This is a genomic window from Streptomyces lydicus, assembly GCF_001729485.1.
GTDB lineage: Bacteria > Actinomycetota > Actinomycetes > Streptomycetales > Streptomycetaceae > Streptomyces > Streptomyces lydicus_D.
Window position 1 is genome coordinate 6167255 of sequence record NZ_CP017157.1, and the last position, 19410, is coordinate 6186664.

The 19410-nt window shown below is 71.2% G+C and carries 19 protein-coding genes and 1 pseudogene; 4 read left to right on the forward strand and 16 right to left on the reverse strand.

The window, feature by feature from the left end; all coding sequences use genetic code 11:
• Positions 1 to 330: 330 nt before the first annotated feature.
• On the forward strand, positions 331 to 903 hold the full coding sequence (locus SL103_RS26740; RefSeq protein ID WP_069571500.1) for a GNAT family N-acetyltransferase: 573 nt from the start codon (positions 331 to 333) through the stop codon (positions 901 to 903).
• 148 nt (positions 904 to 1051) lie between these two features.
• Here SL103_RS26740 and SL103_RS26745 read toward each other — a convergent pair whose 3' ends face one another.
• The 10 genes and pseudogenes from SL103_RS26745 to SL103_RS26790 form a co-directional block, all read right to left on the reverse strand.
• Positions 1052 to 2047 carry an aldo/keto reductase gene (locus SL103_RS26745; RefSeq protein ID WP_069571501.1) on the reverse strand — a complete coding sequence of 332 codons (996 nt, stop codon included), beginning with the start codon at positions 2045 to 2047 and terminating at the stop codon, positions 1052 to 1054.
• A gap of 64 nt (positions 2048 to 2111) precedes the next feature.
• Positions 2112 to 2789 carry an ABC transporter ATP-binding protein gene (locus SL103_RS26750; RefSeq protein ID WP_099055582.1) on the reverse strand — a complete coding sequence of 226 codons (678 nt, stop codon included), beginning with the start codon at positions 2787 to 2789 and terminating at the stop codon, positions 2112 to 2114.
• Positions 2790 to 3059: 270 nt separating this feature from the next.
• Positions 3060 to 4061, reverse strand: a pseudogene (locus SL103_RS26755) (alginate lyase family protein); the annotation flags it as partial.
• A gap of 317 nt (positions 4062 to 4378) precedes the next feature.
• Positions 4379 to 5047: a potassium-transporting ATPase subunit KdpC gene (gene kdpC / locus SL103_RS26760; protein ID WP_069574135.1), complete on the reverse strand. Its 669-nt coding sequence runs from the start codon at positions 5045 to 5047 to the stop codon at positions 4379 to 4381.
• Positions 5048 to 5067: 20 nt separating this feature from the next.
• Positions 5068 to 7176 carry a potassium-transporting ATPase subunit KdpB gene (gene kdpB, locus SL103_RS26765; protein WP_069574137.1) on the reverse strand — a complete coding sequence of 703 codons (2109 nt, stop codon included), beginning with the start codon at positions 7174 to 7176 and terminating at the stop codon, positions 5068 to 5070.
• Positions 7177 to 7208: 32 nt separating this feature from the next.
• On the reverse strand, positions 7209 to 8885 hold the full coding sequence (gene kdpA, locus SL103_RS26770) for a potassium-transporting ATPase subunit KdpA (protein ID WP_069571502.1): 1677 nt from the start codon (positions 8883 to 8885) through the stop codon (positions 7209 to 7211).
• Between the two features lie 7 nt (positions 8886 to 8892).
• Positions 8893 to 8982, reverse strand: a complete 90-nt coding sequence (gene kdpF, locus SL103_RS26775; RefSeq protein WP_033267323.1) for a K(+)-transporting ATPase subunit F — start codon at positions 8980 to 8982, stop codon at positions 8893 to 8895.
• Positions 8983 to 9328: 346 nt separating this feature from the next.
• On the reverse strand, positions 9329 to 10093 hold the full coding sequence (locus tag SL103_RS26780) for a DUF3710 domain-containing protein (RefSeq protein ID WP_069574138.1): 765 nt from the start codon (positions 10091 to 10093) through the stop codon (positions 9329 to 9331).
• A 1-nt stretch (position 10094) separates the two neighbouring features.
• The gene (gene dut, locus SL103_RS26785) at positions 10095 to 10616 is read right to left on the reverse strand and encodes a dUTP diphosphatase (protein WP_069571503.1); all 522 of its coding nucleotides are present in this window, start codon (positions 10614 to 10616) and stop codon (positions 10095 to 10097) included.
• On the reverse strand, positions 10613 to 11206 hold the full coding sequence (locus SL103_RS26790; protein ID WP_069571504.1) for a PaaI family thioesterase: 594 nt from the start codon (positions 11204 to 11206) through the stop codon (positions 10613 to 10615). Before SL103_RS26790 ends, dut begins: the two co-directional genes overlap by 4 nt.
• A 58-nt stretch (positions 11207 to 11264) precedes the next feature.
• Between SL103_RS26790 and SL103_RS26795 the strand changes: the two genes are divergently transcribed.
• Entirely contained in the window at positions 11265 to 11708 is a 444-nt protein-coding gene (locus SL103_RS26795; protein ID WP_069571505.1) for a DUF3093 domain-containing protein, read from the forward strand.
• Between the two features lie 25 nt (positions 11709 to 11733).
• On the opposite strand, the gene SL103_RS26800 is transcribed toward SL103_RS26795, so the two are convergent.
• The 4 genes from SL103_RS26800 to SL103_RS26815 all read right to left on the reverse strand — a co-directional run bounded on the left by SL103_RS26800 (position 11734) and on the right by SL103_RS26815 (position 15342).
• Entirely contained in the window at positions 11734 to 12558 is an 825-nt protein-coding gene (locus tag SL103_RS26800; RefSeq protein WP_397741730.1) for a hypothetical protein, read from the reverse strand.
• A 14-nt stretch (positions 12559 to 12572) separates the two neighbouring features.
• Positions 12573 to 12872: a DUF4193 domain-containing protein gene (locus tag SL103_RS26805; RefSeq protein ID WP_033267328.1), complete on the reverse strand. Its 300-nt coding sequence runs from the start codon at positions 12870 to 12872 to the stop codon at positions 12573 to 12575.
• 550 nt (positions 12873 to 13422) lie between these two features.
• The gene (locus SL103_RS26810) at positions 13423 to 14682 is read right to left on the reverse strand and encodes a sensor histidine kinase (RefSeq protein WP_069571507.1); all 1260 of its coding nucleotides are present in this window, start codon (positions 14680 to 14682) and stop codon (positions 13423 to 13425) included.
• Positions 14683 to 14688: 6 nt separating this feature from the next.
• The gene (locus SL103_RS26815; RefSeq protein ID WP_069571508.1) at positions 14689 to 15342 is read right to left on the reverse strand and encodes a response regulator transcription factor; all 654 of its coding nucleotides are present in this window, start codon (positions 15340 to 15342) and stop codon (positions 14689 to 14691) included.
• 323 nt (positions 15343 to 15665) lie between these two features.
• Here SL103_RS26815 and SL103_RS38075 point away from each other — a divergent pair, with 323 nt between their 5' ends.
• The gene (locus SL103_RS38075; RefSeq protein ID WP_164492904.1) at positions 15666 to 15842 is read left to right on the forward strand and encodes a hypothetical protein; all 177 of its coding nucleotides are present in this window, start codon (positions 15666 to 15668) and stop codon (positions 15840 to 15842) included.
• A gap of 81 nt (positions 15843 to 15923) precedes the next feature.
• On the opposite strand, the gene SL103_RS26820 is transcribed toward SL103_RS38075, so the two are convergent.
• Both SL103_RS26820 and SL103_RS26825 read right to left on the reverse strand, forming a co-directional pair.
• Positions 15924 to 16757 carry an inositol monophosphatase family protein gene (locus SL103_RS26820; protein WP_069571509.1) on the reverse strand — a complete coding sequence of 278 codons (834 nt, stop codon included), beginning with the start codon at positions 16755 to 16757 and terminating at the stop codon, positions 15924 to 15926.
• A gap of 41 nt (positions 16758 to 16798) precedes the next feature.
• The gene (locus tag SL103_RS26825; protein WP_069571510.1) at positions 16799 to 17953 is read right to left on the reverse strand and encodes a ferrochelatase; all 1155 of its coding nucleotides are present in this window, start codon (positions 17951 to 17953) and stop codon (positions 16799 to 16801) included.
• Between the two features lie 181 nt (positions 17954 to 18134).
• Here SL103_RS26825 and SL103_RS26830 point away from each other — a divergent pair, with 181 nt between their 5' ends.
• Positions 18135 to 19409 (forward strand): MFS transporter, encoded by a 1275-nt coding sequence (locus tag SL103_RS26830; protein ID WP_069571511.1) that lies wholly within the window; start codon positions 18135 to 18137, stop codon positions 19407 to 19409.
• The last annotated feature ends 1 nt before the right edge of the window (position 19410 follow it).

Sequence of the window (19410 nt, forward strand, 5' to 3'; positions counted from 1 at the left end):
TGTCTTACGTGAAGGCCGCCCCCACCGGGCTGGGCCTGCTGCGACCCTACCGACCGCCCAAGGGGACAAAAGCCTCAGGTGACGACTTCAGGCCCGGTCTTGACGCGACTCTGATACGGGGCGGGGACGGGGTGGGGCGACGGTACTCAGGGCCCGCGCGGGTCCGGCCGGGCCCGGCCGGGTCCGGCCGGCGGGGCGGGCTGAGCCGCCGACACGACCCGTACGGGCAGTGGGGCATACGGGTGGCCGAGGGCCGGTGGCCGGTGGCCGGTGGCCGGTGGCTGGAAAAATGGCATCGCCCGGGGGCGGTGCGGCTGCCACCATGCCGGTATGACCGAGGCTCATCCGACAGCACCGGCGACGCCGCGCCCGGCGGACGTCCGCCTCCTCCACACCGCCGACCTCGCCCCCGCCACCCTCACGGCGGCCCGTGCCCTGCTCTACGACGTCTTCGACGACATGACCGCCGAGGACTGGGAGCACGCGCTCGGCGGTCTGCACGCCCTCGTCCACGAGGACGGCGAACTCGTCGGGCACGCGTCCGTGGTCCAGCGCCGTCTGCTGCACCGCGGCCGGGCGCTGCGCTGCGGCTATGTGGAGGGCGTGGGCGTCCGCGCGGACCGGCGCGGTCGGGGCCACGGCGCCGCCCTGATGGGTGCGCTGGAGCCGGTGATCCGCGGCGGCTACGACCTCGGTGCGCTGGGCGCCTCCGACGAGGCCGCCGCCTTCTACGCGGCCCGCGGCTGGGAGCTCTGGCGCGGCCCCTCCTGGGCGTTCACCCCGCACGGCATCCGGCGCACCGCCGAGGAGGACGGCTGCCTCTACGTCCTCCCCACCCCCGCCACCCCCCTCGACCTGGACGCCGACCTCACCTGCGACTGGCGCGACGGCGACCTCTGGTGACCGGGGGAAACCACCGGCCCGCCGGGGGCGGGTGACCGGGCCCCGGCTGACCGGGGCCACCGGTGGCCCCGACCGAGGGCCACCACGACCGCGGGCCACCACCACCGAGGGCCACCGCGACCGCCGGCGCCCCGCGGCAGGAGTGACTTCAGAGCAGGGTGGCGCCCTCGATCCGGGTCTCCTGCAGGATCGCCGCCAGCCGGTCGAGTACCTCCTGCGGCAGCGTGATCCGTGCCGCGGCCAGGTTCTCCTCGATGTGCTGTGGAGTACGGCTTCCCGGGATCGGTACGACATGCGGATCCTGGTGCAGCAGCCACGCCAGGGCGAGCTGGGCCGGGGCGATGCCCAGTTCCTCGGCGATGCCACGCACCGGCGCGAACCGGTCCTGGTTCCGCTGCTGGTTCGCCGCGTCGAAGCGCGGCATGTTCCGCCGGAAGTCCCCCTCCTTCACCTCGCCGACCTGACCGGTCAGGAACCCGGCACCCAGCGGCGACCAGGCCACCACCCCGACTCCCAACTCCCTTGCAGCAGCAAGCAGTTCCGCATCCACCGGCCGCCACATCGACCATTCGGTCTGCACAGCGGCCACCGGGTGTACCGCGTGCGCGGCCCGCAGTTGTTCCGCCGTCACATTGGACAGCCCGAGCCGGCGCACCAGGCCCGCCTCGATCAGCTCGGCGACCGCCCCGACGGTCTCCACGAGGGGTACCTGCGGATCCGGGAAGTGCGGGTAGTACAGATCGATCCGGTCGGTCCCCAGCGCACGGAGGCTGGCCTCCGCATAGCCGCGCACATACTTCGGATCCGCGTTGACCGCCAGTTCCCCGAACGCGAACCCGACGGGAAAGCGGTGCGCCTCGGCGCCCTCGGGGATGCGGAAGCCGAACTTGGTCGCGATCACGATCTCGTCGCGCCGCCCGCGCAGCGCCCTGCCGATCAGACGCTCGTTGTGCGCCTCCTCCCCGTAGCCGTCGGACGTGTCGAAGAACGTGGCTCCGGCGTCGAGCGCGGCGAGCAGGGCCCGCTCGGCACGCTCGTCGTCGATCTCGCCGTACATCCCGGGGGACAACACCATCGCGCCGAAGCCGAGCGCGGAGACCTCAAGTTTCCCGAGAGAGCGCGCAGGCAGAGCATTCTCAGTCATTGCGGCAGATTGCCACAGCCGTCGCGGGAGTGAAGGCCCTTCAGCAGGCGCCGCCCCGGCGGGTTCAGCTCGCCGGCTGTTCCGTGATCAGTCCGTCGTTCAGCTCCAGGACACGGTCGGCGAGTCCGATGAGGTTGGGGTCATGGGTGGCCACGAGCGCGGTGACGGCCTCGCTGCGGACGACGGCGCGCAGGAGTTCCATCACCTCCATGCCGGTGTCGGCGTCCAGTTGGCCGGTCGGTTCGTCGGCGAGCAGCAGGGAGGGGCGGTTGGCGAGCGCGCGGGCTATGGCGACGCGCTGCTGCTGGCCGCCGGAGAGTTCGCCGGGGCGCTGCTCGGTGTGGTCGGCGAGGCCCACCAGGGACAGCAGCAGTGCGACGCGCTCCTCGCGCTCGCGCGGGGGGACCTTGCTCAGCCGCAGCGGCACTCCGACGTTCTCCGCGGCGCTGAGTATCGGTATCAGCCCGAAGGACTGGAACACAAAACCTATGCGGTCGCGCCGCATCCGCAGCCGTTCGCTCTCGCCGAGGCCGGCGAGCGGCGTGCCGTCGACGGTGATCCGGCCGGAGTCCGGGGTGTCCAGGCCACCGATGAGGTTGAGCAGCGTGGTCTTGCCGGACCCGGAGCGCCCGCGCAGCGCCACCAGTTCGCCGCGCGGGACGCGGCAGCACACCCCGCGCAGGGCGTGTACGGCGCCGGCGTCGCTGCCGTAGCGCCGGTGCAGGTCCTCGACGACGACCATGGCCTCACCTGTCGGCGCGCCGGCGTCGGTCGACCGGCGCTCCGCGGTGGTGCTTCCGGTCGCGCTTCCCCCGTCGTTCATGACGTCCCCCACTTCCCCACTCCCCCAGTCGCGTCGTGTCAACTGCCCGCGCAGTGCGACACGTTGGCACGGTCGGCGCGGGGTGATCCGCCCCGCGTCGCCTGCCGGTCGCGTCAGTATGCGTAGCGCGCGGTTCGGCAGGCAACGCCTGTGGAAAACTCTCGGACCTGGTCCGGGGCGCCCGTCGGATCAGCTCGGATTCTCCGCGTGGGTGAGGGTCTCCCAGCCGACGAAGAGGTTGTTGGAGCCGGACGGGCGCTGCCGTTCGGTCAGCTCCCGCGTGTGGGGCATGTCGTGGTGCAGCCGGTTGTGCAGGGCGTTGTAGCCGATCTCGGTGACCGGTCCCAGACCGCGCTTGACGCTGCCGCCGCAGAGCCACGAGGGAGGGGCGGCGCCCAGTTCGTAGGTGGCCTGGAAGCCCAGGGCGTGGCGGAGCCGGTCGGCGACCTCCGGGTAGAGGTCCTGGCCCTGGAGGCGGGTGGTCTCGGCGATGTGCGAGAGGGCGGACAGGCCGTATCCGGTGTGGGTGAAGTCGCGGCAGGTCTCCTGGGTGAGGCCGTCGACGAAGGTGGTCTGGCCCTGCCAGTACTTGATGATCTTGTCGCGGGTGTTCAGGCCGCTGCCCGGTGCCGTCTTCGGCAGGTCGCCGTCGGACTTCAGATAGATGTACGCGGGGACCCGGGTGCGGAAGGTCGCGACGGCCTTGTCGTAGGAGGGCTTGTCCTCCAGGAAGACGGAGATGCCGACGGCCGCCTCCATCATGCTCAGCTCCCAGTTCCCGTTGCTGTGGGAGCCGTTGATGACCTTGGGGAGGTAGACGTTGCGCAGCATACCGGCGAAGCGGTCGACGCGGGCCTTCGGCCAGCCGTTGTAGGTGTAGCGGATGATCTCGGCGGCACGGGGCCAGGAGGAGCCTGCCCAGCCGGTCTGCAGGGGTGCGTTGCTGTTGGTGTGGTCCTCGATGGTGGCGGACCAGGCGTCCATGATCTGGATCGCCTTGTCGGCGTACCTCGTGTCGCGGGTGACGTACCAGGCCAGGGAGAGCGTGTAGGCGGCGAGCGCGTCCTCGCGTTCGTCCGTGCAGCCGTGGTCGGGGTCGGAGTACGAGCCGCACTCGACGACTGCGCGGGGTTCGGGCGTGCGCGAGAGCGACGCGTACCTGCTCGCCATCATGGCGTCGAAGGCGCCCTTTCATGCCTATGAGCGGGCCGGCCGCCAGGGCGCCGATCAGCGCGCCGACCGCGAGGGTGGACTTTCTGCGCATGGGGGGTGGATGCCTTCCTGTCGAGAGGCTCGGTGAAACGGGAGCTGTTCTCGTACATGAACGACGGGTGTTGATATGAACACCTGCGATGGCTGGGGAACGTAAGGGCAAGCCATCGAGGCGTCAAGACCCGGCGTCGGAACCGGCGTTCGGCGCGGCGGGGAGGGCAGGGCAGGGCAAACGGAGAGCGGCCCCCGGGAGAGTTCTCCCGGGGGCCGCCCCTCGTGCCGTGTGCGCCGGGCCGTCAGCCCTTGCCCTGCCGGTGTGCCAGGTCCTTCAGGGCGATGTTCAACTCCAGGACGTTCACCCGCGGTTCGCCCATGAAGCCGAGCGTGCGCCCGTCGGTGTGGTCCTCGACCAGGCGGCGTACCCGGTCGGCGGGCAGCCGGTTCTCCTTGGCGACCCGGTCGGCCTGAAGCCGCGCGTACGCCGGGGAGATGTCCGGGTCCAGGCCGGAGCCGGAGGACGTCACCGCGTCCGCCGGGACCTGCGACAGCGGGACGCCGTACGTCTCACTGACCCACTTCTTGCGCTCGCTCACCGCCTTGACGAGGTCGGTGTTCGTCGCGCCCTGGTTGCCGGCACCGGAAACCTGGAGGTCGTAACGGGGGTTGACCCCGTTGGTCCGGTTGCTGCCCAGCCCCGCCGACGGGCGCGGCTGGAAGAACCTCAGGTCGGGAACCGGATCGCCGTTCCTGTCCGTTCCCTTGTCGTAGCGCTGGCCGAGCAGCGACGAACCGACGACCTTGCCGTGGGAGGTCACCTCGGACCCGTTGGCCTTGCCGGGGAAGGCCGCCTGCGCGACCCCGGTGACCAGCAGCGGGTAGAGGACGCCGCAGACCACGGTCAGGACGAGGAGGGCGCGCAGTCCTGCCCCGAGCAACCGGGCGGTGTTGCGTACCGAGTTGTTCATGTCGGTCACCAGCTCCTGAATCAGTGCAGTCCGGGGAGGAGGGAAATGAGCAGGTCGATGAGCTTGATACCGATGAACGGGGCGATCAGGCCGCCGAGCCCGTAGACGGCGAGGTTGCGGCGCAGCATCTTGTCGGCGCTGACCGGGCGGTACCGCACGCCCTTGAGCGCGAGCGGCACCAGCGCGACGATGATCAGCGCGTTGAAGATGATGGCCGACAGGATCGCGGAGTTGGGGCTGGACAGCCGCATGATGTTGAGCGTGTCCAGGCCCGGGTAGGCCACCGCGAACATCGCCGGGATGATCGCGAAGTACTTGGCGACGTCGTTGGCGATCGAGAAGGTGGTCAGCGCACCACGGGTGATCAGCAGCTGCTTGCCGATCTCGACGATCTCGATGAGCTTGGTCGGGTTGGAGTCGAGGTCGACCATGTTGCCGGCCTCCTTGGCAGCCGACGTACCGGTGTTCATCGCCACGCCCACGTCCGCCTGGGCCAGGGCCGGGGCGTCGTTCGTCCCGTCGCCGGTCATGGCGACGAGTTTGCCGCCGGCCTGTTCGCGCTTGATGAGCGCCATCTTGTCCTCGGGCGTGGCCTCCGCGAGGAAGTCGTCCACGCCCGCCTCGTCGGCGATGGCCTTGGCCGTCAGCGGGTTGTCGCCCGTGATCATGACGGTCTTGATGCCCATCCTGCGCAGCTCGACGAAGCGTTCGCGCATGCCGTCCTTGACGACGTCCTTGAGGTGGATGACGCCCAGGACGCGCGGACCGCGCTCGTCCTCCAGCGCGACCAGCAGCGGGGTGCCGCCGGCCTGCGAGATGGTGTCGGTGAGCTGCTGGGCGTCGGCGGCGACGCTGCCGCCGCGCTCCTTCACCCAGGCGATGACCGAACCGGTCGCGCCCTTGCGGACCTTGCGGCCGTCGACGTCCACCCCCGACATCCGGGTCTGGGCCGTGAACGGTACCCATTCCGCGTCCACCAGTTCCCCCTGGTGGCGCTCGCGCAGGCCGTACTTCTCCTTGGCGAGCACGACGATCGAACGGCCCTCGGGGGTCTCGTCGGCCAGCGAGGACAGCTGGGCGGCGTCCGCGACCTCGGCCTCCGTCGTGCCGCGTACCGGCACGAACTCGGCGGCCTGGCGGTTGCCGAGGGTGATGGTGCCGGTCTTGTCGAGCAGCAGCGTCGAGACGTCACCGGCGGCCTCGACCGCCCGTCCCGACATCGCCAGGACGTTGCGCTGCACCAGCCGGTCCATACCCGCGATGCCGATGGCCGAGAGCAGCGCACCGATCGTCGTCGGGATCAGGCAGACCAGCAGCGCGAGCAGCACGATCATGGGCTGTTCGGCGCCCGCGTAGATCGCGAACGGCTGAAGGGTAACGACCGCCAGCAGGAAGACGATGGTGAGCGAGGCGAGCAGGATGTTCAGCGCGATCTCGTTGGGGGTCTTCTGCCGTGCGGCGCCCTCGACGAGGTTGATCATCCGGTCGATGAAGGTCTCACCGGGCTTCGTCGTGATCTTGATGACGATGCGGTCGGAGAGCACCTTCGTGCCGCCGGTGACGGCCGAGCGGTCACCGCCCGACTCACGGATCACCGGAGCCGATTCACCCGTGATCGCCGACTCGTCCACCGACGCCACGCCCTCGACGACGTCGCCGTCCCCGGGGATGATGTCGCCGGCCTCGCAGACGACCAGGTCGCCGATGCGCAGAGCGGTGCCGGGGACCTGCTCCTCCGCGTCGCCGTGCAGCCGGCGCGCGACGGTATCGGTCTTGGCCTTGCGCAGGGTGTCGGCCTGCGCCTTGCCACGCCCCTCGGCGACCGCCTCCGCCAGGTTCGCGAAGAGCACGGTCAGCCACAGCCAGGCGGCGATCGCCCAGCCGAACCAGTCCGAGGGGGACGTGACGGCGAAGACCGTGGTCAGCACGGAGCCGACCTCGACCACGAACATCACGGGCGACTTCACCATCACCCGCGGGTCGAGCTTGCGTATCGCGTCCGGGAGGGACGTGACCAGCTGCCGGGGGTCGAAGAGGCCGCCGCCCACCCGGCCGCCGCCAGGGTTGTGCCCGCTGGGAACGTCCTGGTGCGGCGCGCGGGTCGGGGTAGCTGTCGAGCTGGAAGCCATGGAGCCGGGCTCCTCCGGTTTCACGGGGGCGGTCATGACAGACCCTCCGCCAGCGGCCCGAGGGCCAGCGCCGGGAAGTAGGTCAGACCGGTGATGATCAGGATCGTGCCGACGAGCAGCCCGGCGAAGAGCGGCTTTTCGGTACGCAGGGTGCCCGCCGTCTCGGGGATCGGCTTCTGCTCGGCGAGCGAGCCGGCCAGGGCGAGCACGAACACCATCGGCAGGAAGCGGCCGAGCAGCATGGCAAGGCCGATCGTGGTGTTGAACCAGGGCGTGTTGGCGTTCAGTCCGGCGAAGGCCGAGCCGTTGTTGTTGGCGCCGGAGGTGAACGCGTAGAGGACCTCGGAGAAGCCGTGGGCGCCGGCGCCCAGCGCCTTGGTGTTGAGCTGGGAGGCCAGCGCGTCGGGCAGCACCATCGAGGTGGCGGTGAAGCCGAGCACCAGGGCCGGGGTGATCAGGATGAAGCAGGCGGCGAGCTTGATCTCGCGGGTGCCGATCTTCTTGCCGAGGTACTCGGGCGTACGGCCCACCATCAGGCCGGCGATGAACACCGCGATGATCGCCATGACCAGCATGCCGTAGAGACCGGAGCCCACCCCGCCGGGTGCGATCTCACCGAGCATCATGCCGAGCAGCTGGATACCGCCGCCGAACGCGGTGAAGGAGGAGTGGAAGGAGTCCACCGCCCCGGTAGAGGTGAGGGTGGTGGCCACCGAGAAGATCGCGGAGGAGCCGACGCCGAAGCGGGTCTCCTTGCCCTCCATGGCGGCGCCCGCGGCCTGCAGGGCCGGGCCGCCGTGGGCGAACTCGCTCCACATCATCAGGGCCGTGAAACCGAGCCAGATGACGCCCATCGTGGCGAGGACGGCGTAGCCCTGCCTCACGTTCCCGACGAGCTTGCCGAAGGTACGGGTCAGCGCGAACGGGATGACCAGGATCAGGAAGATCTCGAAGAGGTTGGTGAAGGCAGTCGGGTTCTCGAAGGGGTGGGCGGAGTTGGCGTTGAAGTAGCCGCCTCCGTTGGTGCCCAGCTCCTTGATGACCTCCTGGGAGGCCACCGCGCCGCCGTTGGTCTGCTGCGCGCCGCCCATGAACTGTCCGACCTCGTGGATGCCGGAGAAGTTCTGCAGGGCGCCGCAGGCGACCAGCACGAGGGCGCCGACGACCGCGATCGGCAGCAGCACCCGTACGGTGCCGCGGACCAGGTCGGCCCAGAAGTTGCCGAGCTCACCGGTGCGCGACCTGGCGAAGCCGCGGACCAGGGCGATGGCGACGGCCATGCCGGTGGCGGCGGAGACGAAGTTCTGCACCGCCAGGCCGGCGGTCTGCACGACGTGGCCCATGGCCTGCTCGCCGCTGTAGGACTGCCAGTTGGTGTTGGCGACGAAGGACGCCGCGGTGTTGAACGCCTGGTCCGGGCTGATCGACGCGAAGCCGAGGGACAGCGGCAGCCCGCCCTGGACGCGCTGCAGCAGGTACAGGAAGAGCACCCCCGCCGCGGAGAACGCCAGCACGCCGCGCAGATACGCGGGCCAGCGCATCTCGGCGTCCGCGTCGGCACCGATGCAGCGGTAGATGATCTTCTCGACACGGAGGTGCCGGGGCGAGTTGTAGACGGCGGCCATGTGGTCGCCGAGCGGGCGGTACGCCAGGGCGAGCGCCGCGACGAGCGCGGTCAGCTGGAGCACGCCGGCAAGAACGGGGCTCATCGGCTGCTCAGAACCTCTCCGGGAAGACGAGGGCGAGGATCAGGTACCCCAGCAGGGCGACGGCGACGATCAGGCCGACGACGTTTTCGACGGTCACAGCCTCGTCACCCCCTTGGCGACGAGAGCCACCAGCGCGAAGACCGCGAGCGTGACGACGACGAAGGCCACGTCGGCCATCGTGTGCTCCTAGATGGATGGGGGATCAGGACCCCCACAGCAAAGCGCCCCGCCGGAGCCGCGGGACCGCCGTTGACGCCGTCCTTACGGCCATTAGCGCCCTGTTGACGGAATCCCTACGCGCCCCGGGCTGACCTGCGCGAACGACAAGGGCCCGGGCCCCCTCAAGGGGGCCCGGGCCCTGCTGACCGTCGTTATCCGGCCGGAATGCGGACGCCTTCGCACCGCTTGTGCGCGCGAGGTGCGACCCTCCGCGCGCCCGGGCGTCAGCGGATCTCGGTGATCTCCGGTCCGCGCTCCAGCCGCTCCACGCCACCGCCGAAGCGGGACTGCTCGGCCGGCTCCTGCTGGACGCCGTCCGGCACCATCTGCGCGTCGTCCGGCAGCTTCAGGACGATCGGGTCGCGCGGCGCCATCGGTCCCTCGCCGCGGACGATGACGGTGTCCCGGAAGATGTGCTCCAGCACGCCGGCGGCCTGCGGCTGCACCGCGCCCTGGCCGGAGATCACCCCGCGCAGGAACCACCGGGGGCCGTCGACACCGACGAAGCGCACGACCTGCACGCCGTTGGTGCCGTCCGGCAGCTGTACGGGTACCTGGGCGCGCAGTTCCCAGCCCAGCGGGCCGTCGACCTCGTCGATGACCCCGCCCTGCTGGGTGATGCCGGCCGCGATCTCCTCGCGGACCTCGCCCCAGATCCCCTCGTTGCGGGGGGCGGCGAACGCCTGCAGCTGCACGGCGCTGTCCTGCAGCACCACCGTCGCGGCGACGATCGCGTCACCGGCGACCTCCACCCGCAGCTCCATGCCCTCGACACCGGGCACATAGAGACCGCCGAGGTCCACCCGGCCCTCGCCGGGGTTCTTGACCTCCGACGCGTCCCAGGGGCCGTCGGGGCGCGGCGCGGGCGGAAGGCTCAGCCGCTCCTGCACCGCGTCGTCCTCGTCGGCGTCGCTCACCGCGCGCTCCTGCTGGAGCGTGGTGTCCTTGGCCGGCTCTTCAGCCTCGTTCTTCTTGCGACGTCCGAACACGTCACTGTCCTTCCCGGTCGGCACCGACCGATGCGTATTCATTCCCGCCCGTGGAGCCGTCCACCGCCGCATGACCGCCGGTGGAACCGAATCCCCCCTCGGCCCGCGCCGAGCCGGGAAGTTCCGCCACCTCGTGGAAGCGCACCTTCTCGACCTGCTGGACGACCAGTTGGGCGATCCGGTCGAACCTCTCGAACCGCACGTTCTCGCGCGGGTCCAGATTGACCACGATCACCTTGATCTCTCCACGGTACCCGGCATCCACCGTCCCGGGGGCATTCACCAGTGCCAGTCCGCAGCGCGCTGCGAGCCCGGACCGTGGGTGGACAAATGCCGCATACCCGTCGGGCAGCGCGATCGACACCCCGGTGGGCAGCACGGTGCGCTCCCCCGGCGCCAGCTCGGCGGCCTCGGTGGTCACCAGATCCACCCCCGCGTCGCCCGGGTGCCCGTACGACGGAACGGGCACCTCCGGGTCCAGCCGGCGCAGCAGGACGTCCACCGGATTCCGTTCCTGACTCACGGGTTCACCTCGAAGGCACGTGCTCGCTTGGCCTGGTCCGGGTCGGCCATCGCCGCCTGGATCTCCTCGGCCCTTCCGTTCTCGATGAAGTGGTCGACCTTCACCTCGATGAAGACGGCGTCGGCGCGGACCGCTACCGGGCCGTCCGGGGCGCCTATCCGCCCCACGGCCGACGAGTAGATCTTCCGCCCGTGCACCGCGGTGACCCGCGCGTCCAGATGCAGCACCGTGCCCAGCGGCACCGGCCGTACGAAGTCGGTCTCCAGCCGGCCGGTCACCGCGATCACCCGCAGCAGCCAGTTCAGCGAGCCGAGCGTCTCGTCCAGCGCGGTGGCCAGCACGCCGCCGTGCGCCAGGCCGGGCGCGCCCTGGTGGGCCTCCTTGACGGTGAACTCGGCCCGTACGCTCACGCCCTCGCCGGCCCGCGCCTCCAGGTGCAGCCCGTGCGGCTGGCCCGTTCCGCAGCCGAAGCAGCGGTCGTAGTGCGCGCCGAGGAGTTCGCCGGGTGCCGGCGCGTCCGCGTGCCGGACCGGAGCGACAGCGTCCGTCGGTGGCGTCAGCCGCGCCCTGGGTTCGTCAGTTCCACTCACGAGTGCAGACCCTACCCGCGCACGTAAGGGACCCGCGCCGCCGTGCCAAGCTGGAGCCATGCAGTCGTACGAGGAACGTCTCACCGCACCCCGGTCCTGGTGGGTGATCGCCGCACTGGTCGGCGTCGCCTGCGCGCTGATGCTGCTCCCGGTGGGGACGCTGCCGATGCTCGGCGGGCTGATCGGCGGCACGGCGCTGTCGGCGGTCGCGGTGAGCGCGTACGGCTCGGCGCGGATCCGGGTGGTGGGCGGTGCGCTGATCGCCGGCGACGCGAGGATCCCGGCCTCGGCGTTGGGCGAGGCCCGGGCGCTGGACGCCGAGGAGGCGCTGGCCTGGCGCACGCACAAGGCCGATGCCCGGGCGTTCATGCTGCTGCGCAGCTACGTGCCCACGGCGGTGCGGGTGGAGATCACGGACCCGGACGACCCGACGCCGTACGCCTACCTGTCCACGCGCCGGCCGGAGAGTCTGGTGGCGGCGCTGACGGCCGTACGCGCCTGAGCGGCCGGCCCGCCGGGTAACGGCGTCAGCCGTCGGAGGCGGGCAGGGCGTCCCAGGGGACCTGCTTCGTCCGCAGGTCCTTGCGGATCTTCTCCGCGAGTCTTCGGGTGTCACGGCGGTTCATCAACGCGCCGACGGTGGCGCCGATCATGAACGGCGTGAGGTTCGGCAGATTGCGCAGCGTGCGCTTCATGATCTGCTGGCGCAGCTCGCGCCTCATCGGCCCGCCGAGCGCGATGTTCAGCGAGGCCGGTTTGGCGATGTCGATGCCCCGCTCCTCCGTCCAGGACGTCAGAGAGGCCATCGCGCGCTGCCGGAAATTGCCCGCGGGCCGCAGCCCGTAGACCTCGTGCAGCTCGGCGATCAACTTGATTTCGATCGAGGCCACGCCGGTGATCTCGGTGGCCAGTTCGGCCGGCATGGCGGGCGGTACGGGCAGCATCGCTGCCGCGCCGACGCCCGCTCCGACGGTGGCCGTGCCCGCACAGGCGCCCGCGACCAGCTTGTCGGCCAGCTCCTCGGGGGTCAGACCGGGGAACTGGGCGCGCAGTGTGGCGAGGTCGCGGACCGGGATCCGCGGGGCGGTGGCGATGATCCGGTCAGCGATCACCGCGAGCCAGGCCCGCACCCGGCCGCGCCGTCCTGGCGCCGCCGCCCCGGTGGTGCCGGGGACGGCCGAGTCCGCGAGCGAGGCCCTGCGGCCCCGCTCCTGCGGTGCACCGGACGTCCGCTCCGTGGGAAGGGCGGTCGGGTCGGCGGGCACGGGCGCGGTTTCGTCGCGTGATCGTGCGCCGGCCGCCGAGCCGCTGACGCCCTTGGGGCCCTTACGGAACGGGTTCACGCCTGCCACGGCGTAGGCCGGTCTCAGGCCGCGCAGTCGCGGCAGATCGGCTGGCCGTTCTTCTCCTCAGCCAGCTGGCTGCGGTGGTGGACCAGGAAGCAGCTCATGCACGTGAACTCGTCCTGCTGCTTGGGCAGCACGCGCACCGCGAGCTCTTCGTTGGACAGGTCGGCGCCGGGGAGCTCAAGGCCCTCGGCCTGCTCGAACTCGTCGACGTCGACGGCCGAGGCGGACTTGTCGTTCCGCCGCGACTTCAGCTCTTCAATGCTGTCCTCGTTGAGGTCGTCGTCGGTCTTGCGTGGGGTGTCGTAATCCGTAGCCATTTTCGCTCTCCCCCTCTGGGTGTCTGCGGTGTCTCAGCGCTCGTAACGCGTGAGAGGCCGGACTTGTGCCCGACCTGAGGCGGAGATTTTGCCTCACATCAAGGTCTGTTACTCAATCGACACCCAACCGCACCCCTGAAGAGGTGATCGGTTTGGATGGCGATCAGGACCGTACACGGTCCGAATGTCGCACCTCGCGCAGCCCATCACCTGTACTTCCCGTGATTCCACCCCCGGGAAACCAGGACTTCCCCGGCATTCCACCAGGCATTTCGATCACGGAGCGTAGATGGCTGGAAATTCGCGTCTGTGAGCGATCACACACGCATTGCCCGGCGGTCGGACCGGCGCAATTCCGCGCAAAGCGAACGTGGCGAAGGATCCACTCCCACCCCCCTTCTCGTCAAACCGGGAGGCGAGACGGTGTACGGCCGCGAGACGAGCGATCGTACGCACGGATGTCCGAGACGGCCCACGGGGGTGCCCAGGCGCTCCTGCGCCCGTACAACCGCCCTGCGGGCGCCCCGTAGCGGAAGGTCGGAGTGGCAGGTCAGAGCGGCAGGACGACCCGCATCACGAGTCCGCCGCCCTCGCGGGGCTCGGCTGTGATCGTGCCGTCGTGCGCGCGCACCACCGAGCGCACGATGGAGAGCCCCAGCCCCACGCCCTTGTCGCTCCCCGTGCGCTCCGTACGCAGCCGCCGGAACGGCTCGAAGAGGTTCTCCACCTCGTAGGCCGGGACCACCGGGCCGGTGTTGGCCACCACCAGCACCGCACAGCCCGGCAACGGCTCCGTGGAGACCTCCACCCACCCGTCCGGGACGTTGTAGCGCACCGCGTTCTGCACGAGGTTCAGCGCGATCCGCTCCAGCAGCACCCCGTTGCCCTGGACGAAGACCTGCTGCCGGACCCCGCGCAGTGCCACGCCCTTGGCCTGGGCCTCCTCACGGGACTGGTCGACCGCCTGCGAAGCGACCTCGGACAGGTCCACCGGCTTCTTGTCCACGACCTTGTTCTCGCTGCGGGCCAGCAGCAGCAGGCCCTCCACCAGCTGCTCGCTGCGCTCGTTCGTCGCCAGCAGCGTCTTGCCCAGCTGCGCCAGCTCGGGGGACGCCTCCGGGTCCGCCAGCTGCACCTCCAGCAGCGTGCGGTTGATCGCCAGTGGGGTGCGCAACTCGTGCGAGGCATTGGCCACGAAGCGGCGCTGCGACTCGAAGGCCCGGTCGAGCCGGTCCAGCATCTCGTCGAAGGTGTCCGCCAGCTCCTTGAGCTCGTCGTCCGGCCCGCCCAGCTCGATCCGCCGGTGCAGGTCGGAGCCGGCCACCCGCTGGGCGGTACGCGTGATCCGCCCCAGCGGCGACAGCACCCGGCCGGCCATCGCGTAACCGAAGGCGAAGGCCACGACGGTCAGGCCCAGCAACGCCAGCAGCGAGCGGTTGAGCAGGCTGTTCAGGGCCAGCGCGCGCTGGTGCTGGAGGCACTGCTCGACGGCCTGCTGGAGCAGCGGCCCCGACGTCTGGGTGGGCAGGTCGCAGATGTCACTCGTGGACTCGAACTTGCCGCCGAGGATCTTCAGCGGCAGCGCGCTGCCGTCGTGCAGCGCGTCGGCGGCCAGCATGTAGATGATCGTCAGCAGCACGATGCCGGCCATCAGGAACATGCCGCCGTACAGCAGCGTGAGCCGTATCCGGATCGTGGGCCGCAGCCAGGGGAAGGGCCGCACGTTGACCGGGCGGGGGTCCCAGGTGGGCTTCGGCGGCATGGGCGGCGGCGGGGCGGCCGGCTTGGAGAACGAGGGCAGGGAGGGCATCGGCGGTCAGATCCGGTATCCCGAGCCGGGCACGGTGACGATCACCGCGGGCTCGCCGAGCTTGCGGCGCAGCGTCATGACCGTGACCCGTACGACGTTGGTGAACGGGTCGGTGTTCTCGTCCCACGCCTTCTCCAGGAGCTGCTCGGCCGAGACGACCGTGCCCTCGCTGCGCATCAGGACCTCCAGCACCGCGAACTCCTTCGGCGCCAGCTGGACCTCCTTGCCGTCGCGGAAGACCTCACGGCGGTTCGGGTCGAGCTTGATGCCGGCCCGCTCCAGGACGGGCGGCAGCGCGACGGTCGTACGGCGCCCCAGGGCGCGCACCCGGGCCGTGAGCTCGGTGAAGGCGAACGGCTTGGGGAGGTAGTCGTCCGCGCCGATCTCCAGGCCCTCGACGCGGTCGCTGACGTCGCCGGAGGCGGTGAGCATCAGGACGCGGGTCGGCATGCCCAGTTCGACGATCTTGCGGCACACGTCGTCACCGTGGACCACCGGCAGATCGCGGTCGAGCACGACGACGTCGTAATCGTTGATCGCGATCCGTTCGAGGGCGGCAGCGCCGTCGTAGACCACGTCGACGGCCATGGCCTCCCGGCGTAGTCCGGTGGCCACAGCATCGGCGAGCAGCTGCTCGTCCTCGACGACGAGAACACGCACGTCGCTAGTCCTTCCTCACGGCCCTCGCGGGCAGGCACAACAATCTCTCGGAGCCCTTCCATCCTGCCCCGAACAGCTGTAAACCGGCGGTAAGGGGGACCGGGGCGGCGCAGCGGGGGCGCCGCGCGGCCCGACGCGCAGGATTCGCGGGCGGGTTGAGGTTTCCCTGAGGGTGGGCATGGGGAGGACGACTGCACACCCGCGATCACGCCCTGATTATTGGCGACCCACTTGCCATGAACTGATCCATCGCAGGGACCACGCCGTGATCGACCCACCCGTCGGCACACCCCCGTGCCACCGACCCACGACGAGGGGGCGCAATGGACGCGTTCACCGCAGGCATTCTGCAGCGCATAGAGAAGACCGAAGCAGATCTGGACCAGGCCCGCGCTGCGGGCGATGACTTCCTCGCCGAGGTCGAGCAGGCCGAGCTCGAAGACCTGCAGCGACTGGCGAACGAGCACGGTGTGCGCTATGAGGCGGTCAGCAACGCCTGATCGTTCACGGCGTACGACGACAGCGCCCCGGCACCCAGGGGAGGGTGCCGGGGCGCTGTCGTGTCCGGAGCCGGGCCGGGGTCAGTCGTGCCAGGCACCGAGCTCCTCCAGCAGCGGCTGGAGCTGCTCGAAGAGGGCCGGGGAGGCGGCCAGCGTCAGCTCGTGGGAGGCGGACCGTCCGGGGCGACCGCCGGTGAGAGCCCCGGCCTCGCGGGCGATCAGCGCACCGGCCGCCAGGTCCCAGGGGTTCAGCCCCCGCTCGTAGTAGGCATCGAGCCGGCCGCAGGCGACGTCGCACAGGTCGATCGCCGCCGAGCCGCCCCGCCGGATGTCGCGGACCTGCGGCAGCAGGGTGCGCACCACCTCCGCCTGGGCGGCCCGGCGCTCGGCCAGGTAACCGAAGCCGGTGCCCAGCAGCGCCTGGGAGAGCGCCGGCGGCGTCGGGCGGTGGCGGACCGGCTCGTCGTTGCTGAAGGCTCCCCGGCCCAGGACGGCCCGGTACGTCTCGCCGCGCATCGGGGCGGCGACGACCCCGACGACCACCTCGCCGTCCCGCTCCGCCGCGATGGACACGGCCCAGGACGGCAGCCCGTAGAGGTAGTTGACGGTGCCGTCGATCGGGTCGATGACCCAGCGGATGCCGCTGGTGCCCGCACTGCTGGCGCCCTCCTCCCCCAGGAAGCCGTCGTCGGGGCGGCGCTCCCCGATGAAGCCGGTGATCAGCTTCTCGGAGGCGAGGTCCATCTCGGTGACGACGTCGATGGGGCTGGACTTGGTGGCGGCCACACCGAGGTCGGCGGGACGTCCGTCGCGGAGCAGGACCCCGGCGCGGTGGGCGGCCTCCAGGGCGATGTCGAGAAGTTCGTCGTACAGGGCGTCGGTCTGCGTGGGGTCGGTCTGCAGCGGGTCGGGCACGATGCTCCTAGCTCGGGCGGGCGGGGTTCTGCGGGCCGGACTCAGGCGGGGGCATCGGCGGCCGGGCCGCGCCAGTCGGCTCCGGCGGCGGCCGCCCGCGGGGCACGCGCCGGGCAGCAGCCCACCGGGCACAGGTCGTGGCTCGCGCCGAGGGCACCCAGCGCGCAGCGCTCCGGGGCGCGGCCCCGCTCGGCGGCCGCGCGCTCCAGCAGGAGTTCGCGGACGGCCGCGGCGAACCGGGGGTCGGCGCCCACGGTGGCCGACCGGACGACCGGCAGGCCCAGCTCGGCGGCCTTGGCGGTGGCCTCGGTGTCGAGGTCGTACTTGACCTCCATGTGGTCCGAGACGAAGCCGATGGGGGCCATGACGACGGCGGGGACGCCCGCGGCGTGCCGCTCCTCCAGGTGGTCGCAGATGTCCGGCTCCAGCCAGGGGATGTGCGGGGCACCGCTGCGGGACTGGTAGACGAGCTGCCAGGGGTGGTCCACGCCGGTCTCCTCGCGGACGGCGTCGACGATCACGCGCGCCACGTCGAGGTGCTGGGCGACGTAGGCGCCGCCCGTACCGCCCTCGGTGTGGTCCGCGGGGGTGCCCGAGGTGTCGGCCGCGGCGGTGGGGATGGAGTGCGTGGTGAAGGCGAGGTGGGCGCCGTCCCGGGCCTCCGCGGGCAGTTCGGCCAGCGAGGCCAGTACGCCGTCGATCATCGGACGCAGGAAGCCGGGGTGGTTGAAGTAGTGCCGCAACTTGTCGACCTGCGGCACCGGCAGCCCCTCGGCCCGGAGCGCGGAGAGCGCGTCGGCGAGGTTCTCGCGGTACTGGCGGCAGCCCGAGTACGAGGCGTAGGCGCTGGTCGCGAGGACGGCGATGCGGCGGTGGCCGTCGTTCACCATCGTGCGCAGGGTGTCGGTCAGGTACGGCGCCCAGTTGCGGTTGCCCCAGTAGACGGGCAGCTCCAGGCCGTTCTCGGCGAAGTCCTTGCGCAGCGCGTCCAGCAGCTCACGGTTCTGGGCGTTGATCGGGCTCACGCCGCCGAACAGGAAGTAGTGCCGGCCCACCTCCTTGAGGCGCTCGCGGGGGATGCCGCGGCCGCGGGTGACGTTCTCCAGGAACGGCACGACGTCGTCGGGGCCTTCGGGACCGCCGAAGGAGAGCAGCAGCAGGGCGTCATAGGGGCTGGGATCGCGCTGTTCGGGCATGCCATCGATCCTGCCACCCTTCCTCCGGGGGCGGTGGGCAGGTCCCGGTGCGGCCGGGGCCCGGCGGGCCGTTCGGCACTGGCGGAAATTCGGGGGCGGCGGGGCCCGGCCGACCCGTAAGCTGTATCGGCCACATACATTCCTTACCGATTTTCGGTCCTCATCCGGCGGAGCGCCCCCGTTGCCCAGTCCCTACCGCGCCCTTTTCGGCCGCCCCGGTACCAGGTCGTTCTCCGCCGCCGGGCTCCTGGGCCGGATGCCGCTGTCGATGATGGGCATCGGCATCGTCACGATGGTCTCCCAGCTGACCGGGCGCTACGGGCTCGCCGGCGCGCTGTCGGCGACCCTCGCGCTGTCCGCGGCGGTGCTCGGCCCGCAGATATCCCGGCTGGTGGACCGGCACGGTCAGCGCCGGGTGATGCGCCCGGCGACGCTGGTCTCGCTCGCCGCGGTCGCCGGCCTGCTGCTGAGCGCGCAACAGCGGTGGCCGGACGGGATCCTCTTCGTCTTCGCGGCCTGTGTGGGGTGCGTGCCGAGCGTCGGCTCGATGGTCCGGGCCCGCTGGGCGGAGCTCTACCAGGGCTCCCCCCGTGAGCTGCACACGGCCTACTCGTGGGAGTCGATCGTCGACGAGATGTGCTTCATCGTCGGCCCGATCCTGTCGATCGGCCTGTCCACCGCGTGGTTCCCCGAGGCCGGACCGCTGCTGGCCGGCGGTTTCCTGGCGGCGGGCGTCTTCTGGCTGACGGCACAGCGCGGCACCGAGCCGGTGCCGCACCCGCGTGAGCACCCCACCAAGGGTTCGGCGCTGCGCTCGCGGGGGCTGCAGGTGCTGGTGGTGACGTTCGTGGCGACCGGCGCGATCTTCGGGGCGATCGACGTGGTGACGGTGGCCTTCGCGGAGGAGGAGGGGCACAAGGCCGCGGCCAGTCTGGTGCTGGCGGTCTACGCGCTCGGCTCGTGTGCGGCCGGTGCCGTCTTCGGGCTGCTGCACCTCAAGGGCCACCCGTCGCGCCGCTGGGTGGTGGGGGTCTGCGCGATGGCGGTGAGCATGGTGCCGCTCCAGTTCGTGGACTCGCTGCCGCTGCTGGCGGTCGCGCTCTTCGTCGCGGGCCTGTCCATCGCCCCGACGATGGTGACCACGATGGCGCTGGTCGAGGAGCACGTCCCGCGGGCGCAGCTGACCGAGGGGATGACCTGGACCAGCACCGGGCTGGCGGTGGGCGTCGCGCTGGGCTCGTCGGCCGCCGGCTGGGTGGTGGACGCCTCGGGCGCCGCCCGGGGCTACCTCGTCCCGGTCGCGGCGGGGGTGCTCGCCGCGCTGGTGGCGTTCGCGGGCTACCGCAAGCTCCGGCCGCAGCCGACGCTCCCGATGACGGCCCGCCCGGCCGTGACGGACCTGCCGGAGCCGGGCGCGGTGGCCGCGGAGCGGCAGGGCGAGCAGAGCGTCGCCTGAG